This is a genomic window from Methylobacterium ajmalii (assembly GCF_036448855.1).
Lineage (GTDB): Bacteria > Pseudomonadota > Alphaproteobacteria > Rhizobiales > Beijerinckiaceae > Methylobacterium > Methylobacterium ajmalii.
The window spans coordinates 100,265-117,043 of record NZ_JAZFXT010000045.1; the positions used below are offsets into that span (position 1 = coordinate 100,265).

At 73.1% G+C, this 16,779-nt stretch carries 15 protein-coding genes; 10 read left to right on the plus strand and 5 right to left on the minus strand.

What is annotated here, in order from left to right:
* The first annotated feature begins 49 nt into the window (after window positions 1–49).
* Window positions 50–580: a DoxX family membrane protein gene (locus V3T34_RS19245; RefSeq protein WP_060848041.1), complete on the plus strand. Its 531-nt coding sequence runs from the start codon at window positions 50–52 to the stop codon at window positions 578–580.
* Between the two features lie 76 nt (window positions 581–656).
* On the opposite strand, the gene V3T34_RS19250 is transcribed toward V3T34_RS19245, so the two are convergent.
* The 3 genes from V3T34_RS19250 to V3T34_RS19260 form a co-directional block, all read right to left on the minus strand.
* The gene (locus V3T34_RS19250) at window positions 657–1,820 is read right to left on the minus strand and encodes a PAS domain-containing protein (RefSeq protein ID WP_305077216.1); all 1,164 of its coding nucleotides are present in this window, start codon (window positions 1,818–1,820) and stop codon (window positions 657–659) included.
* Window positions 1,821–2,312: 492 nt separating this feature from the next.
* On the minus strand, window positions 2,313–3,002 hold the full coding sequence (locus V3T34_RS19255; RefSeq protein ID WP_091747377.1) for a LuxR C-terminal-related transcriptional regulator: 690 nt from the start codon (window positions 3,000–3,002) through the stop codon (window positions 2,313–2,315).
* A gap of 157 nt (window positions 3,003–3,159) precedes the next feature.
* Window positions 3,160–3,597 carry a hypothetical protein gene (locus V3T34_RS19260; RefSeq protein ID WP_305077215.1) on the minus strand — a complete coding sequence of 146 codons (438 nt, stop codon included), beginning with the start codon at window positions 3,595–3,597 and terminating at the stop codon, window positions 3,160–3,162.
* A gap of 63 nt (window positions 3,598–3,660) precedes the next feature.
* Between V3T34_RS19260 and V3T34_RS19265 the strand changes: the two genes are divergently transcribed.
* The 3 genes from V3T34_RS19265 to V3T34_RS19275 all read left to right on the plus strand — a co-directional run bounded on the left by V3T34_RS19265 (window position 3,661) and on the right by V3T34_RS19275 (window position 6,534).
* The gene (locus V3T34_RS19265) at window positions 3,661–4,575 is read left to right on the plus strand and encodes an alginate O-acetyltransferase AlgX-related protein (RefSeq protein ID WP_305077214.1); all 915 of its coding nucleotides are present in this window, start codon (window positions 3,661–3,663) and stop codon (window positions 4,573–4,575) included.
* 117 nt (window positions 4,576–4,692) lie between these two features.
* Complete coding sequence (locus tag V3T34_RS19270; protein WP_305077213.1) at window positions 4,693–6,075, plus strand: MATE family efflux transporter; 1,383 nt, start codon at window positions 4,693–4,695, stop codon at window positions 6,073–6,075.
* Between the two features lie 3 nt (window positions 6,076–6,078).
* On the plus strand, window positions 6,079–6,534 hold the full coding sequence (locus V3T34_RS19275; protein WP_305077212.1) for a MaoC family dehydratase: 456 nt from the start codon (window positions 6,079–6,081) through the stop codon (window positions 6,532–6,534).
* A 21-nt stretch (window positions 6,535–6,555) separates the two neighbouring features.
* Here the strand turns inward: V3T34_RS19275 and V3T34_RS19280 are convergent, their stop codons facing one another.
* A complete protein-coding gene (locus tag V3T34_RS19280) occupies window positions 6,556–7,116 on the minus strand; it encodes a sugar O-acetyltransferase (protein WP_091884012.1) in 561 nt (186 codons plus the stop codon).
* 107 nt (window positions 7,117–7,223) lie between these two features.
* Here V3T34_RS19280 and V3T34_RS19285 point away from each other — a divergent pair, with 107 nt between their 5' ends.
* The 5 genes from V3T34_RS19285 to V3T34_RS19305 all read left to right on the plus strand — a co-directional run bounded on the left by V3T34_RS19285 (window position 7,224) and on the right by V3T34_RS19305 (window position 13,084).
* Window positions 7,224–7,778, plus strand: coding sequence for a TetR/AcrR family transcriptional regulator (locus tag V3T34_RS19285; RefSeq protein ID WP_305077211.1), 555 nt, complete (start codon window positions 7,224–7,226; stop codon window positions 7,776–7,778).
* A 63-nt stretch (window positions 7,779–7,841) separates the two neighbouring features.
* Window positions 7,842–9,689: a molecular chaperone HtpG gene (gene htpG / locus V3T34_RS19290; protein ID WP_305077210.1), complete on the plus strand. Its 1,848-nt coding sequence runs from the start codon at window positions 7,842–7,844 to the stop codon at window positions 9,687–9,689.
* 236 nt (window positions 9,690–9,925) lie between these two features.
* On the plus strand, window positions 9,926–10,663 hold the full coding sequence (locus V3T34_RS19295; protein ID WP_060848031.1) for a Crp/Fnr family transcriptional regulator: 738 nt from the start codon (window positions 9,926–9,928) through the stop codon (window positions 10,661–10,663).
* Between the two features lie 231 nt (window positions 10,664–10,894).
* Complete coding sequence (locus V3T34_RS19300; RefSeq protein WP_305077209.1) at window positions 10,895–11,392, plus strand: MarR family winged helix-turn-helix transcriptional regulator; 498 nt, start codon at window positions 10,895–10,897, stop codon at window positions 11,390–11,392.
* A gap of 30 nt (window positions 11,393–11,422) precedes the next feature.
* Window positions 11,423–13,084, plus strand: coding sequence for an FAD-dependent monooxygenase (locus V3T34_RS19305; protein ID WP_305077208.1), 1,662 nt, complete (start codon window positions 11,423–11,425; stop codon window positions 13,082–13,084).
* Window positions 13,085–13,112: 28 nt separating this feature from the next.
* Here V3T34_RS19305 and V3T34_RS19310 read toward each other — a convergent pair whose 3' ends face one another.
* Complete coding sequence (locus V3T34_RS19310) at window positions 13,113–15,422, minus strand: lytic transglycosylase domain-containing protein (protein ID WP_305077207.1); 2,310 nt, start codon at window positions 15,420–15,422, stop codon at window positions 13,113–13,115.
* Between the two features lie 405 nt (window positions 15,423–15,827).
* On the opposite strand from V3T34_RS19310, the gene dapA reads away from it, so the two are divergent.
* Window positions 15,828–16,730: a 4-hydroxy-tetrahydrodipicolinate synthase gene (gene dapA, locus V3T34_RS19315; RefSeq protein ID WP_091747407.1), complete on the plus strand. Its 903-nt coding sequence runs from the start codon at window positions 15,828–15,830 to the stop codon at window positions 16,728–16,730.
* Window positions 16,731–16,779 lie beyond the last annotated feature (49 nt).

Sequence of the window (16,779 nt, forward strand, 5' to 3'; positions counted from 1 at the left end):
TAACCCCTCGGGCGCCACCGTCCGGCCATCACGACGGGAGTGTCTCGGGATGGCTGCGCGCAACGACGGAATCCTGCTCGCCGGGCGGCTGCTCCTGGCCTCGGCGCTGCTGCCGGCGGCGATCGGGCGGGCGCTCAACCCCTCGGGCTTCGCCCTGACGCTCGCGGCCACCGGCATGCCCTACCCGAACGCCGTCGCGACCGTGTCGGTGGTGATCGGGCTGTTCGGGCCGCTGCTCCTGCTGCTCGGGGTGCTGCCGCGCCTCGTCGGCCTCGGGCTCGCCGTCCACGCGGTGGTGGCGGGGCTGCTGCTGCACCGGTTCTGGGACTTTTCCGGCGCGGGCGCGCGGGTCGAGCAGGAGCTGTTCCTCGCCCAGCTCGGCCTCGCCGCCGGCTTCGTGCTCTACGCCGTCACCGGCCCCGGCGGCTGGAGCTGGCAGGGCTGGTGGCACGGCGGCGGCGAGCGTCCGGCCGAGCGCGCACCCGTTCGCGCTCCGGCGCCTGCCGCCCCGGCGGCCAAGCCGCCGCGCAAGCGCGCCGCCGCGCCCCGGAGCCCGCGCCCGGCCAAGGCTGCCGCATAGAATGGCTGCCGCATAGGATAGCTGCGGCTCAGGGAAGAGGCTCGACGATCCGGCGGGGGAGGACGCCCCCGGGGCGTCAGGCCATCAGGCGTTGGCGCTCGATCACGACCGGGTCGGGATAGCGCCGGGTCACGTCGCAGGCCACGCCGATGAGCCGGGCGCCCCCGCCGGGCGTCCGCACCAGGCTGCCGCGGGCGGACAGCCAGCGCAGGCGTCCCTCGTGGTCGGTGATGCGGTACTGCGCGTCGTAAGTTCCCTCGCCGCGCGAAGCCGGCTCCAGGCTGGCGAGAACGGCCGGCAGGTCCTCAGGCAGGATCATCGCCAGGAACTCGTCGAGCGGGCCCCGGGTCACGCCCATCAGGCTCTCGCCGATCTCCGAGCAGCTGACCTCCCGGGTCGCCGCGTCGATGTCCCAGGTCATCATCTCGGCCGCCGACATGGCGAGGCGCAGCCGCTCCTCGCTGGTGCGCAGGGCCTCCTGCGCGCGGACCTGCTCGTCGATGTCGGCCATGGTGCCGACCCATTCGCGGATCGCGCCGTCGGCGCTCTCGATCGGGATCGCCCGGCCGAGCATCCAGCGATACTGCCCGTCGCGGTGGCGCACCCGGTAGGTCGCGTCGAGCGGCGTGCCGCTCTGGCAGCAGGCCCGCCACAGGACCTCGGTGCCGCCGCGGTCATGCGGGTGCAGGACGTCGAGCCAGCCGAACCCCTGGAGCTCGGCATCGCCCAGGCCGGTCCGGGCGCTCAGGCCGAAGGTCTGGACCAGCCCGCCATCCGGCCCGGTGCGCCACTCCACCGCGGCGCTCGCCTCGACCAGGGCACGGTAGCGCTGCTCGCTCTCACGCACGCCGTCGGGCTCGTCCTCGGCCCGCACCGCCGCAGCGCCGGGCGGCGGCGGGGCGACGTGGCGGAAGCTCGGCTCGTAGCGGCCCAGCGGCAGGTCGATGCGCACGCCGATCGGGCAGGTCGGGTCGGCATAGATCTGCTGCAGCACCTGGCGCAGGCGCCGCGCCTCGACCCGCACGATGGCGTCCGTCGCCGGATCGAAGCTGGTCGAGCGGCCGAGCGCGTCGGTCGCGATGGTGTAGGACTTGAGCAGGCTGCCGCGGCCGGCCAGGCTCTCGCGCACGACGTAGGACAGGAACGCCGAGAGCTGCGGCGATTTCTTCAATGGCGGCAGGTTCAGCAGGGCGTCCAGGGCAGCGTGGATGTTCTCGCTTCCGATCGCTTCCCGATCCATGTCCGTTCCCGTCGCCTTCCGCCCCGCCCGTCGCAAGCGGCCGCGCTGGTCACGCGCCGCGATTCGTCTCGCCGCGCTCCTGTGTTCGACCGATGATGCGACGCCGTGCATCGTCCGCCTCGTACCACCGCAAGGTGATACGTCAGACGGTCACAGTGTCAAGCGACCAGCGCAGGCGTTCGATTGACCATGCGTCATAACGGGCAAATCGACCCGCGACCTTCGTCTAAGAGCGATAGACCATCGGCCTGAAATTCTGCGACGATGGACGAAACCGAGGGAGGCGAAGCAGGATCGAGCGCACCGGTCAATTCCGACTGGATTGCCGAAACGGCTTGCCAAGCAGTGAGCCGGCGCCGGATCGACGCAGTGCTTGCCACAATCAGGCACTTGCCGAATTATCCCGTCGACGGGATCGCGATTCCGGCGCGAAAGCCTGCCGCCGGGCCGGTCCCGACTGGGACGAGGGTGTTCGAAGCCCGCCGGCTGGCGTCACTCCGCCAGCAGCCGGGCCCCGACCACCGCCGCCGCGGCCCGGTTCTGGACCCCGAGGCTGCGCAGCAGCGCCGCCATGTGGACCTTGACGGTCCCCTCGCCGAGCTGGAGCCGCCGGGCGATCTCCTTGTTCGAGCGTCCCTCGACCAGCAGCGCCAGGACGTCGCGCTGGCGCGGCGTCAGGTCGGGGATGCGCAGCGGGCGCCCGTCGCCGCGGCCGTCCGGGCCGGGGATCCGCGCCTCGAAGGACGGGCGCGGGCCCGCGCCGTCGAGCACCGCCAGGGATGCCGGCACGAAGATGTGCCCGTCGAGGATCATGCCGACCGCCCGGGTCAGCTCGGCCGAGCCGATCCCCTTCGGCACGTAGCCGTGGACGCCGACCTCGAGGGCGGTGAGGATCTTGTTGCGCTCGGTCGAGGCCGAGACGACCGCCACCTTCACGGCCGGGAAGCATTCCCGCACCGCGCTCAGGCTGCCGGGGCCTTCCATGCCGGGCATCGCGAGGTCGAACAGCGCCAGGGTCACGGCCCCGCGCCGGGTCGAGAGCTGGTCGACGGCCGCATCGAGGGAGCCGGTCTCGATCACCTCGGTGAACCCGAAGTTGCGCGTCAGGATCGCCACCACGGCGAGGCGGAAGAAATCGTCGTCATCCGCGATCAGGGCGACTGGCGGCGTCGGTTGGGTCATACCGTGGCGTCTCTGGATACGGTCCGTGCCGGATCCTAGAGCATGTCGGGGCCGCGTGGGTACCCTCCCGTTGGGGAATGACCGGCAATATCAACGACCTATCCCGGGCGCGGCGTCGTTTGGCGTACCGTGTGGCACCCCTGCGCCGTCGCCACCGTCAAGTTTTGAACGCACCGGCACCCTGCGGCGCCTCACCGCATGACAACGTTTTCACGGAGGTCGACTCGCCCGGCTGGCGAATCATCGTCGCCGCATCGGGCACGTACGGACGATGCGGCGCGAGGACCGGCGCCTGGAGGCCGACGATCGGGGCAGGGCGGAGGAGGGCGATTCTCACGATCGTGATCCTCGCATCCTCCGCGACGGCGGCATGCACCCGCCTCCTCGGCTGCATGGTGCCCGGGACCGGGCGGCTCGACCCGGTCCGCCGGGCCGTCGGGGCGGTGATGCCGGAGCGCGGGATGGCGTGGCTTTGCGGGGCTCGGCCGAGGTCGCCGCCGACCGGGATGCCGACCCTGCCCGGCGAGCGGGCGGACCGGACCGCTGCGCCGGTCACCTTTATTTTTCCATCCTGCGGTATCAGATCGCCCGGCAACTGATCGCTCAGGCGGGGCCGCGCCCCGCCCGTGCCGCGGCGGGACCGCGGGCAGGGAACCGGATGTATCACGCGGGCAAGGACGGCTGGCTGTTCCTCACCGGGGGCACCAACGAGGTCGCGGACCAGTACCGCCGCGTGCGCCCGATGGAGCGGGTCCTGCGCCAGTGGCGCCGGCGGATCGTGCAGCGCGTGCAGCGCTGCCGCGGCCTCGGCACCCGCTACCTGCATCTTGTGGTGCCGGAGAAGCTCAGCGTCTACGAGGACCGCTTCGACGGGCTGACCCTCGATCCGCGCCTCGCCCCGGCCCGCCGCCTCGGCGACCTGATGCGCTGGTCGTTGACCGGGCGCCGGGCCTGGATCGAGTTGCTGGAGCCGATGCGGGCGCGGCGGAACGAGCGCGACCTGCACTACCGCACCGACACGCACTGGAACATCCACGGCTGCCTGCTCGCATACCGGCTGGTCTGCCGGGCCTGCGGCGCGACGCCCCGCACCGACTTCCTCGACCGGCCGCACCAGCGCTTCGAGGCGGTGCTCGACATCGGCAACAAGCTCGAGGCCCAGCCCCTCGAGACCGTGCACAACTACCAGCTCTTCCGGGACGCCGTGCGGGTCTCGGGCGGCACCCTCATCGACGCCTACACGGCCGCCGGGCGCCTGGGAGAGCTCCATACCGGGGCGCACGCGGTCTACCGCAACGCCTCGCCGGAGGCCGACCCCCGCACCCTGGTGCTGTTCGGCGATTCCTGCGCCAACTTCTCCGGCAACGGCCTGACCGCGATGCTGGCCGAGACCTTTCGCGAGGTCCACTTCATCTGGTCGGCCAATCTCGACTGGGCCTATATCGAGCGGATCCTGCCCGACCTCGTGCTGTGCGAGCAGGTCGAGCGCTTCCTGCCCCGCGTCCCCGACGACGACCTCGACCTGGCGGCCGTCGAGGCCGAGCGGCTGGAGGCTCTGCAGACGGCGGCCTGACACGCATGCCCCGCCAAGGGGATTGCCGCGTCGCGCGACCCGCTTGACGAAAAACCGGCATATGCCACTAAATCGCCGGCGCCGGGATCGCCGGTTCCAGCCGAGGAGCGCCGCCCGATGGATGCGCGCACCCACCGCCTTCTCCACGCCCCGATCGGGCCGACGCTCCTGCGGCTCGCCGCGCCCAACGTCGTCGTGATGCTGGTCCAGGCGCTCGTCGGTCTGATCGAGACCGCCTTCGTCGCCGGGCTCGGCACCGACGCGCTGGCCGGCATGGCGCTGGTCTTCCCCGTGCTGATGCTCGTGCAGATGATCTCCGCCGGCGCCATGGGAGGCGGCATCCTGTCGGCGGTGGCGCGCAGCCTCGGGGCCGGGCGGCGGGCGCAGGCCGACGCGCTGCCGTGGTACGCCGCCGCCATCGGGCTGGGTCTCGGCTTCCTCACCACGCTCCTCGCCCTCGGCTTCGGCCCGGCGCTCTACCGGGTCATGGGCGGGGAGGGCGCCTCGCTGGCGGCGGCCTCCGCCTACGGCGGCGTGGTGTTTTCCGGCGCGGTGCTGGTCTGGCTGTTCAACGGACTGGCGGCCGTGATCCGCGGTACCGGCAACATGGCGCTCCCGGCGATCGTGACCAGCGTCGGCGCCGCCGTGCTGGTGCCGCTCTCGCCGGCGCTGATCTACGGCGTCGGGCCGGTCCCGGGCCTCGGTATCGTCGGGGGCGGCGTCGCGGTGCTGGCCTACTACGCGGCCGGCGCGGTCGTGTTCGCCCACCACCTCTGGGCCGGGCGCGGCCTGCTGCGGCCCGCCTCGCGCCCGCCGCGCCTCGAATGGGCGCCGCTGCGCGACATCCTGCGGATCGGCGCCGTCTCGTCGATCGTCAGCGCCACCACCAACGCGACGATCGCCGCCGCCACCGCCTTCGCGGGGGCGGCCGGCCCCGCCGCGGTCGCGGGCTACGGCACCGGCGCGCGGCTCGAGTACCTGCTGGTGCCCCTGGTCTTCGGCCTCGGCGCGCCGATCGGCGCCATGGTCGGCACCTGCATCGGGGCCGGCGACCGGGCCCGGGCGCTTCGGGTCGCCTGGACCGGGGCCGCCATCGCGGGGGCGCTGACCGAGGCGATCGGCCTTGCCGCCGCGCTGTGGCCGCTGCCGTTCCTGCGCCTGTTCGGCCACGACCCGCAGATGCTCGCGGTCGGCGCCCGCTACCTCCACCTCGTCGGGCCGTTCTACGGCTTCGCCGGCATCGGGCTGGCGCTCTATTTCGCCTCGCAGGGCGCCGGCCGGGTCGGCTGGCCCCTCGTCGCCGGGCTTGCCCGCATGGCGGTGTCGATCGGCGGCGGCCTCCTCGCCCTGCGCCTCGGGCTGTCGCTCGACGGGGTCTTCCTGGCGCTCGGCCTCGGGCTCGCGGCGCTCGGGTCGATCAATGCCGGCGCGGTCGCGACCGGCGCGTGGTTTCGCGGCGAGCGGGCGTCGCCCGCCCTCATCGCGGCGGGAGGGAAATAGGCGATGGCACGAGAACTCTACCTCGACGATCTGGCCACGGGCCAGGTCTACCGCTCGGGCGAGACGACCGTGAGCGAGGCTGAGATCGTCCGCTTCGCCGGCGAGTTCGACCCGCAGCCCTTCCACCTCGACGCCGAGGCGGCGCGCGCGACGTTCTTCGGCGGCCTCGCGGCGAGCGGCTGGCACACCGCGGCCCTCACCATGCGGCTTCTCGTCGACAGCGAGATGCGGATCGCCGGGGGCATCATCGGGGCGGGCATGGACGAGGTGCGCTGGCCCAAGCCCCTGCGCCCCGGCGACACGATCCGGCTGGAGAGCGAGGTGCTGGAGGTGCGGCCCTCGCGCTCGCGCCCGAGCCAGGGCCTCGCCAAGGTGCGCACCACCACCCTCAACCAGCACGGCGAGGCGGTGCAGGTGCTGGTCGCCAACCTCCTGGTGGTGCGCCGGCCGGAGGGGTGACGCCGCCTCGCCGGTGGGCGCCTATCCGGGGACCCGCAACCGCGCGGGATTGCCCACGACGGTCCCGCCCGCCGGCACGTCGCGGGTCACCACGCTGCCCGCCCCGACGATCGCGTCGTCGCCGATGGTGACGCCGGGCAGGATCTGGGCGCCGCCGCCGATCCAGACATTCGCCCCGATCGCGATCGGCCGGCCGAACTCCAGCATCTGCCGGCGCTGGGCCGGATCGCGCGGGTGGTCGGCGGTCATGATCTGCACGCCCGGCCCGATCTGGGTCATGTCGCCGATCGTCACCTGCACGACGTCGAGGATGCAGCAATTGAAGTTGAGGAACACGCCACGGCCGAGGCTGATGTTGTAGCCGTAGTCGCAGAAGAACGGCGGGCGGATGTTGCAGCCCTCGCCGACCCGGGCGAAGGCCTCGGCGAGGAGGGCCTGGCGCTCCGGCTGGGTCAGGGTGCTGCGGGCGTTGTAGCGGTCCATCCAGGCCGAGATGCGCCGGTTGTCGGCGTCGAGCTCCGGGTCGTCGGCGACGTAGAGCGCGCCGGAGAGCATCTTCTGCTTCTGGCTCGTCGGGGTCATGCAATCCTCGCTGTCGGTTGGCGTCGGGCCGCGATGCGTACATATGTACACATAGCCGCCGGAAGCCAACCCGCCCCGGCCCTCGACACGCCCCGCGAGACCTCCGCTTGCCCGTCGCCCCGCGCCGTCACGATCCCGACCGCCGCGCCCGCCTGATCCGGGTCACCCTCGACGTGATCGCCGCGCACGGCGTCGCCGGCACCACGCACCGGCGCATCGCCGCGGCGGCGGACGTGCCGCTCGGCTCGCTGACCTACCATTTCGCCGGCCTCGACGACCTCCTGACCGAGGCCTTCACGCTCCTCGCCGACACGGTCTCGGCCCGCTTCGAAGCGCGGCTCGACGCGGCGACGAGCCGAGACGAGGCCTGCGAGGCGGTGGTCGACCTCGTCGTCGCGGAGGACTGGGCGACGCCCCGCACCATGCTCCTGAGCTACGAGCTCTACGCCTACGCCGCCCGCGTGCCGGCCCTGGCCGGGGTGATGCGCGCCTGGATGGGCAAGAGCCGGGCGGCGTTGGAGCGCCACTTCTCGCCCGAGGAAGCGCGGGCCCTCGACGCGATGATCGAGGGGCTGACGATCCACCGCTCGGTCGACCCCCGGCCGGCCGGCCGCGACGAGGTGCGGGCGATCGTCGCCCGGCTCGCCGCCCCGCTTCCTTGAAAAGCCCGCCGCCGGCCCGCATATCCGCCCGCGACGAATTGTTCCCATGCGGAGAACCGAGACGTGAGCGAGACTGTGGAGCGGCACTCCTTCGGCGCCGAGGTCGGGCGCCTCCTGGACCTCGTGGTCCACGCCCTCTACTCCGAGCGCGAGATCTTCCTGCGCGAGCTGGTCGCCAACGCCGCAGACGCGGTCGACCGGCGCCGATTCGGGGCGCTGACGGATTCCGCCCTGGCGCTGCCGGCCGACGCCAAGGTGCGGATCAACCCCGACAAGGCGGCCCGCACCCTGACCCTGTCCGATCCCGGCATCGGCATGACGAAGGACGAGCTGGCGCAGAATCTCGGCACCATCGCGCGCTCCGGCACCCGGGCCTTCAGCCAGTCGCTGGCCGACGCCAAGCCCGAGGAGCGCCCGAGCCTGATCGGCCAGTTCGGCGTCGGATTCTACTCCGCCTTCATGGTCGCCGACCGGGTCGAGGTCACCTCGCGCAAGGCCGGATCCGACGAGGCCTGGATCTGGGCCTCGGAAGGGCAGGGCGAGTACACGCTGGCGCCCGCGACCCGGACCGAGCCCGGCACCGACATCGTCCTGCACATGAAGGCCGATGCCGAGGAGTACCTCGAGGGCATCCGGCTCGAGACCATCCTGCGCAAGTGGGCCGACCACATCACCGTGCCGGTGACGCTGGTGCGCGACGGCGAGGAGGTCGCCGGGACCAAGGGCACGGCGCTCTGGCGCAAGCCGAAGTCCGAGGTGAGCGAGGAGGAGTACACCGAGTTCTACCGCCAGGTGGCGCACGCCTTCGACAAGCCGTGGGCGACCTTGCACTGGCGGGCGGAAGGCCAGCTCGAGTTCAACGCGCTGCTGTTCGTGCCGGGCATGAAGCCCTTCATGGCGATCGAGGAGCAGCGCGAGAGCAAGGTGCGCCTGCACGTGCGCCGGATGTTCATCACCGACGAGGCCGGGCTGCTGCCGTCCTGGCTGCGCTTCGTCCAGGGCGTGGTCGACACCGAGGACCTGCCGCTCAACGTCTCGCGCGAGATGCTGCAGGCGACCCCCGTGCTCGCCCGCATCCGCCGGGCGGTGACCGCCAAGGTCGTGTCCGAGCTGAAGAGCCGGTCGAAGGACGCGGAGTCCTACGCCACCTTCTGGCAGGCCTTCGGGCCGGTGCTGAAGGAGGGGCTGTGGGAGGATGCCGAGCACCGCCAGGACATCGCCGGCCTGCTGCGCTTCCGCTCCTCGACCACCGAGGGCTGGGTCTCGCTCGCCGACTACGTGGGGCGGATGAAGCCGAACCAGGAGGCGATCTACATCCTGGTCGGCGACGACGTCGACGCGCTCAAGCGCTCGGCCCAGATCGAGGGGTTCTCCGCCCGCGGCATCGAGGTGCTGCTGCTCTCCGACCACGTCGACGCGTTCTGGCCCGAGCGCTACGACAGCCACGACGGCAAGCCGATCCGCAGCATCACTCAGGGCAGCGACGACCTCTCGGCCTTCGAGCCCGAGATCGCGGAGGGCGACGCCCCGGCCGACCTCGCCGATCTTCTGCCGAAGCTGAAGGAGGCGCTGAAGGACGACGTCTCCGACGTGAAGGCGAGCCAGCGCCTCGTCGACAGCGCGGTGCTGCTCTCCGCCCCGGCCTTCGGGCCCGACCTGCAGATGCAGCGCCTGCTGCGCCGGGCCGGCCGCGGCGCCGGCATGGGGGCCGGGATGGGCGGCCAGCCGGTGCTGGAGCTGAACCCGCGCCACCCGCTGATCCGCCGCATCGCCGAGCGGGCGGCGGCCGGGGAGGATGTCGGCGAGGCGGCCCAGACCCTCGTCGACCTCGCCCACGTCCAGGGCGGCGACCCGCCGCGCGATCCCGTCGCCTTCGCCCGCCGGGTGGCGAGCGCGCTCGCGCAGGGCTGACCCCGCCGGGGCGTCGCCGCCCCGCGACGCCGGACGCGCGGGCCTCCCGCGCGTCCGGCCCGTTTCCGGAAGGACCGGAAGGCGTCGCCGTCCCCGGAGGGCCCGCCGGCACGGCGGCAGGTACCCGGGTCGGGACGTGCCGCTTCCCGCTTTACTGTCGCGCCACCGGCGCTAATTTCCGCTCCGTCATGACGGCAGCCCGCGCTGGCGAACCGCGGGTGGAGGGCCCGGAGACGATGAACCCGCTGATCCGCAAGCTCGAACGGTTCACCCGCCTGAGCGATGCCGACAAGCGCCTGCTGCAGCAGGCCGCCTCGGCGCGGATCGTCAACTACGACACCCACCAGGACATCATCGCCGAGGGCGAGGAGCCCTGCGACGTCAACCTGATCCTCGCCGGCTGGGTCTGCCGCTACAAGCAGCTCGCCGACGGCAGCCGCCAGATCATGTCGTTCCTGCTGCCGGGCGACCTGTGCGACCTGAACATCTTCCTGCTGAGCCGGATGGACCACGCGCTCGGCACCCTGACCCCGGTGACGGTCGCCAAGATCTCCCGCGACCTGCTCGACCGGATGCTGAACGCCGACCCGCGCCTGACCCGGGCCCTGTGGTGGGAGGTGCTGGTCACGGCGGCGATCCACCGGGAATGGCTCGTCAACATCGGCCGGCGCAGCGCCCTCGAACGGGTGGCGCACCTGCTGTGCGAGATCTTCGTCCGCCAGCAGGCCGTGGGCCGGGTGAAGGACGACCGCTGCGAGCTGCCCGTCACCCAGGCGGAGCTCGCCGATGCGCTCGGCCTCTCGGCGGTCCACGTCAACCGCACCCTGCGCGAGCTGCGCCAGTCCGGGCTGATCGACTGGCGCGACAAGTCCCTCGTCCTCCCGGACCTCGACGCCCTGACGGCGCTCGCCCGGTTCGACCCGGACTACCTGCACCTCGACCACGAGGGCGAGCGGTTCGAGGCCGGCGCCTGACCGGCGGCCGCGCGGGGCCGCCGGCGCGGCGGCCTGACCCCGAAAACTCTCCCTGAATCCAGCCATCCGCGCCCGACAGGATCGGCGCGCACTCCCTCGTCGTGCGTTACACCCGAGACGATACCCGCGACGCGGCGCTCCCGCGCGAGCGGGAACCAAGCGCCCGATCCGGCCGTTCTTCGCCCGCAATGACAGTACGCTGTCATATCGACAGCTAGTAGCGAATCGACCGTGCCCGAGCCGACGACTTCTTCCGCATCGCCGCCGGGGACCGACCCGGACGGCGGCCGTTCCGCCCTCACCGAGCTGGTCCTGGCGGTGTTCCGCCTCAACGGCGACCTGCTCGCCGCGGGCGACGCGCTCGTCCACGACCTCGGCCTGACCAGCGCCCGCTGGCAGGTGCTGGGCGCGGTCGCGCTCTCGCCGGTCCCGCTGCCGGTGGCCCACATCGCCCGCAACATGGGCCTGACCCGCCAGGCGGTGCAGCGCGTCGTCGACGACCTCCATGCGGCCGGGTTCCTGCGGGTCGAGCCGAACCCGCACCACCGGCGCGCCCACCTGATCGCCCTGACCGGGACCGGCGAGAGCGCCTACCGCGAGGCCATTGCCCGCAAGGACGTCTGGTTCGCCGACCTGTGCGCCGGCCTGCCCCCCGACGGCATCGCCGCCGCCGCAAGCCTGCTGCGCGAGATCCAGCGCCGGATCGGCGCGGCCGCGCAGGACGACTGATCCGTTCCCCGAATCCGATACGAGGTTGCCATGTCCCCGACGTCCTCTCCCGCCTTCGACGCCGAGGTCATCGTCGTCGGTGCCGGCCCGATCGGCCTGACCACGGCCTGCGCCCTGCGCCACCACGGGATCGACTGCCTGGTCCTGGAGGAGCGGACCGAGGTGCGGGCCTATTCCCGCGCCAACAACCTCTGGGCACGGCCGCAGGAGCTCCTGGCCGGGATCGGCCTACGCGACGCCCTGGCGGAGCGGGCCTACCCGATCCGGCTCGTCAACTTCTTCCTGAACGGCACGCCGACGACCCCGATCGCCATCGACGACGTCGCCAGCCCCTATCCGCGGGTGCTCTACAGCGGCCAGGACGTGATCGAGACCACGCTGATCGCGACGCTCGGGGAGCGCGGCGGCCGGCTGGCGCGCGGGCGCAAGGTCGTGGCGGCGGCGCAGGACGCGGACGGCGTGACCGTCACGGTGCGGCACGACGGGGCCGAGGAGCGGCTGCGCGCCCGCTACCTCGTCGCCGCCGACGGCGCGAAGAGCACGCTGCGCCCGCTCCTCGGCCTCGACTTCGAGCCCGAGCGGTTCGAGGGCTGCATGAACCGGCAGGTCGACGCGAAACTGTCCTGGCGGCGCTCGCGGGAGCCCGACCAGCTGTGGTTCTTCTACTACGAGCGCGGCTTCTGCGGCGTGATGCCGGTCTGGGGCGGCTACCATCGCCTGTTCTTCCTGGCCGACGACACCGGCGTGCCCGACCGCGACCCGACGCTCGACGAGATGCAGGCGGTGGCGCGCGAGGTCACGGGCGACGAGACCCTGACCCTGACCGATCCGCAATGGCTGACCCACAGCCGCTTCCAGTACGGCGTGTCGCCGGCCTATGCCCGGGGCCGGGTCCTGCTCGCGGGCGATGCCGGCCACCTGTCGCTGCCGATCGGCGGGCAGGGCATGAATGCCGGCCTGCACGACGCGGTCGAGGTCGCCTGGCGGCTCGCCATGACCCTACGGGGCGAGGCCGCGCCGGTCGTGCTCGAGTCCTACGACGCCGAGCGCGGAGCCGAGCACGCCCGGCTGAGCGCGCAGCAGGCGAAGGGCTTTCGCCGCACCGTCTATCGCGGGCCGGTCGCCGATGCGGCGCTCGGGCTCGCCGCCAAGGCGATTCCCGGCATCGGGGCGCTGCTCCAGGGCACCGACGACCTCCAGCAGCTCTCCGTGCGTTACCCGGAGAGCCCGCTGAACGAGGATCATCTCTCGGGCCTCGCCCACCTGTTCCGGCGCGGGCCCGGGCCCGGCGAGCGCGCGCCCGACGCGGAGGTCGTGCGGGACGGCGAGACGACCTCGCTGTTTCGCTTGCTCGCCAACCCGGACGGGCGGACGACCGGCTGGGCGCTGCTCTGCTTCGACGGCCGCGATCGGGGCGCGGGCGACGCGCTGCGCGCCGCCGCCGCGGCGGTGGCGCCCTGGCCGGTCGTGCGGCCGCGCCTCGTGCTCGCCGGCCCGGCGTTCGAGGCCGGGGACGCGCCGGTGCTCTCCGACCTCGACGGCAAGGCGCACGGCGCCTACGGCCTGGAGGGACGGCCGGCGGTGATCCTGGTCCGGCCGGACGGGCACATCGCCTTCCGGGACGCCGCCGGGCGGCCCGATCGGCTCGCCGCCTATTGCCGACGGGTCTTCGGGGCGGGCGCCGGAGCCTGAGGCGGGTCGCCCGCGGCCCGGGCCCGCCTCACCGCGCCCCGCGCTTCAGGTCGTCGGCGATCAGCAGCGCGCTGCGCCCGTCGCCGGCCTCCGCCAGGCGGTTGCGGTAGACCTGGAGGTTCTCGGTCACCCGCTGGACGTAGTTGCGGGTCTCGGTGAACGGGATGCGCTCGACCCAGTCGACCGGGTCGACGGCCGCGCTGCGCGGATCGCCGTAGGCGTCGATCCACTTCTTCACGTTGCCGCCGCCCGCATTGTAGGCCGCGAAGGCGAGGATGTAGGAGCCGCGCCAATCCTCCATCAGCTCGCCGAGATGGGCCTGGCCGAGGCGGGCGTTGTAGGCCGGGTCGCTGGTCAGGCGGTCGGTGTCGAAGGCGGCGGAGACCCGGCGGGCGGTGCGCTGGGCGGTCGCCGGCATCATCTGCATCAGGCCCCGCGCCCCGACGCTCGATTGCGCGCGGGGATCGAACTGGCTCTCCTGCCGGGCGATGGCGAAGACCATCGCGCGCTCGACCTGCGGCACGGCCGCGGACGCCTCGTAGGTCGGGATGCCGTTGGTCGGGTAGGCATGGCGGTCGAGCGGCAGGCCGCGCTGCACCGCGGTCTTGCCGATCGCCACGAGCGCCCGGGGATCGTTGAGCGCCATCGCCACGTCGCCGAGCGCGTTGAGTTCCGCCGGGTCGGTCAGGCGCTGGGCGAAGTCCATGTAGAGCGGGAGCATCAGCTCCTTGAGGCCGGCGGCGGCGAGCAGGCGCAGCGCCCGCACGGCATTGCGGTTCTCGAAGGCGGTGCGGGCGGCCTCGTCCAGGATCTGGCACGGCCGCAGGGCGAGGGAGGCCTGGCCGAGCTTCGCCCGGGCGAGCTGGCCGTAATAGGCGATCGGCTGGGCGCTCGCACGCTCGTAGAAGGCCCGGGCCTCGGCGGCCTGGCCCATCGCGTCCGCGGCGCGGCCCTGCCAGTAGGCGGCGCGGGCGACCGAGATCGGGGTCTCGGCGATCGCCGCGGCGTTGGCGAAGTGCTTGGCGCCGAGGGCCGCGTCGTCGAGGAAGCGCAGCGCGATCCAGCCGGCATGGAACTCGGCCTCGATCCGCTTCTCGACCGAGCGGGCGCTGTGTCCGGCGGCGACCGCGTAGGCGGTCTTGGCGTCACCGGCGTCCAGGAGCTTGCGGGCGACGATGCGGCGCTCGACCCACCACTCGTCGGGATCGGCCAGAACTTCGGGGTTGCGGGGCGCCAGCGCCATCACGGCGGCCGCCTCCGCCGGCTTGTCGAGGCGGCGCAGGTACTGGGCGCGGGAGAAGAGGTAGGAGGAATCCTGGCGCAGGCTCGGCGGCACGGCGTCGAGAGCCGCGCCCGCATTCGCGGCCTTGGCCTCGACGGCGCGGCGCGCCCGCACCAGGGTGCCGTAGGCCTTGCCGGCGTAGGCGGCGGCGCGGCCGGCGGTCTCCCAGTCCTCCTTCATCAGCGCCCGCTCCATGCGGTAGCGGTGATCGATCTCGGTGATCGTGCCCGGGAAGGCGTCGAGGACCTTGAGCTCCAGGGTGCGGCCGAAGGAATCCTCGCGCCACAGGTCGCGGGCGAGGGACGCGGCGTCCTCGGGCAGCCCGTCGGCCTTGAAGGCGAGGGCCAGGGCGAACTTGCCCGGCGCGCTCTGCGGCTTGCGGGCGGCGAAATAGGCCCGCACCAGGGCCGGCGCCTTGCGCTGGGAGAGCAGGGCCTCCTCGGCGCGCCGGCGCACCAGGCCGCCCACCGGCCAGTCCGGGTTGTCGCGGATGAACGAGACCGTGCGCTCGAAGCCGATGCCGGCCCCGGCCCGGATCGCCACCCAGTCGAGGAGGGCGCGGGCGGCCGGGTCCTTGAGCCCGTCGCGCAGGCGGTCGCCCTCGCTCACCTGGCCGCGCCGGTAGGCCTCGACCGCGCTGCGCAGGGCCGGGCCGTCGACCTCGGTGCCGAGCGCCGGGCGGCCCGGATCGGGCACCGGCGGCACCGGGGCCGGGGGGGCGATCGCCGCATCCGGGATCGGGAAGGGGATCGGCGCCTCGGTGTCGGCGGAGGCGAAGGCCGCGGCGGCCGCCGGCAGCCGGCTCCCGCCCTCGGCGGCGGCGCCCCGGCGCAGGCCGTCGGCCGGCGCGAAGCCCTCCGCCTGGGGCAGGCCGTCGCCCTGGACGAAGCCCTCCTCGGCCGCCCGCTCGACCGCGCGGGCGGGGACCGCCGCATCCACGGGCGCGGTCGTGAGCGTCGAACCGCCGAGGGCGGTGCCGCCGAGGGCGGTCAGGGCGGCGCCCGACACCGTGAGGGCGAGGACCGCGAGGCGGCGCCGACGAGGCGAGAGCAGCATGGATCCCGTTCCCCTTGAGCAGTGTCCGGCGGAGTGGAGACTGGTTCGACTGAGAAAATGCGGCAAACAGAAGACCTGTTGGCCCCGTTCGACGGCGGAGCGATCGGGCGAGGTCCCAAGAGTTCGGCCGATAGTTCGGTCGATCGGAGCCCGAACGACCGGACGCCCCATGGTGGAAGCGCCACGTTAAGAAGCGCTTAACCCTGGCGCCCGATCAGGCCGGAACGCCGGGGGGCATCGGAGCGTTTGCGCGCGGCCCGGCGAGGGCATATGTGTCGAACGCCGGACGGCCGAGGTGTCCACCCTGCTGCTTCCCGCATCGGACCCGGTGGCGGTCCGCCTGCGGGCCGGCCTCCCAACCAGACATCCCGGGGGCGCCGCCCCGACCGGGCGAGGAACGCCAGCATGACGTCGACGCAGATCTCGCAGCGCCTGAGGGGCTCGCTCACCGCCCTGGTGACGCCGTTCCGCGACGGCGCCTTCGACGAGCGCGCCTTCCGGGCCTTCGTGGCCTGGCAGATCGAGAACGGCACCCACGGCCTGGTGCCGGTCGGCACCACCGGCGAGAGCCCGACGCTGAGCCACGCCGAGCACGACCGGGTGGTCGAGGCCTGCATCGACGAGGCCGCCGGCAAGGTGCCGGTGGTGGCCGGCGCCGGCTCCAACTCCACCGCCGAGGCGGTCGAGCGCTCGCGTCACGCCGAGAAGGCCGGGGCGGACGCCCTGCTCATCGTCACGCCCTACTACAACAAGCCGACGCAGGAGGGGCTGTACCAGCACTTCAAGGCGGTGAACGACGCGGTCGGCATTCCGATCCTGATCTACAACATTCCCGGCCGGTCGGTGATCGACATGAGCGTCGACACCATGGCCCGGCTCTACGAGCTGCCGAACATCGCCGGGGTGAAGGACGCCACCGCCAACGTCGCCCGGGTCAGCCTGCAGCGCCAAGCGATGGGCGAGGACTTCATCCAGCTGTCGGGCGAGGATGCGACGGCGCTGGGCTTCATGGCGCATGGCGGCCACGGCACCATCTCGGTCTCCTCCAACGTCGCGCCGCGCCTGTGCGCCGACTTCCAGGAGGCCTGCCTGTCCGGCGACTTCCGCACCGCGCTCGCCCTCCAGGACCGGCTGATGCCGCTCCACACCCACCTCTTCGCCGAGACCAACCCGTCGCCGACGAAGTACGCGCTCGCCCGCCTCGGCCTGATGGGCGACGAGGTGCGGCTGCCGATGGTGCCGGTCGGGGAGGGCACCCGCGCCCTCGTCGACGGCGCGCTGCGCCACGCCGGCCTCACCAACGGCTGAGCCGCACCCTACATACGACGGGAGCCCCCGGGGCTCCCGTCGCCCGCTT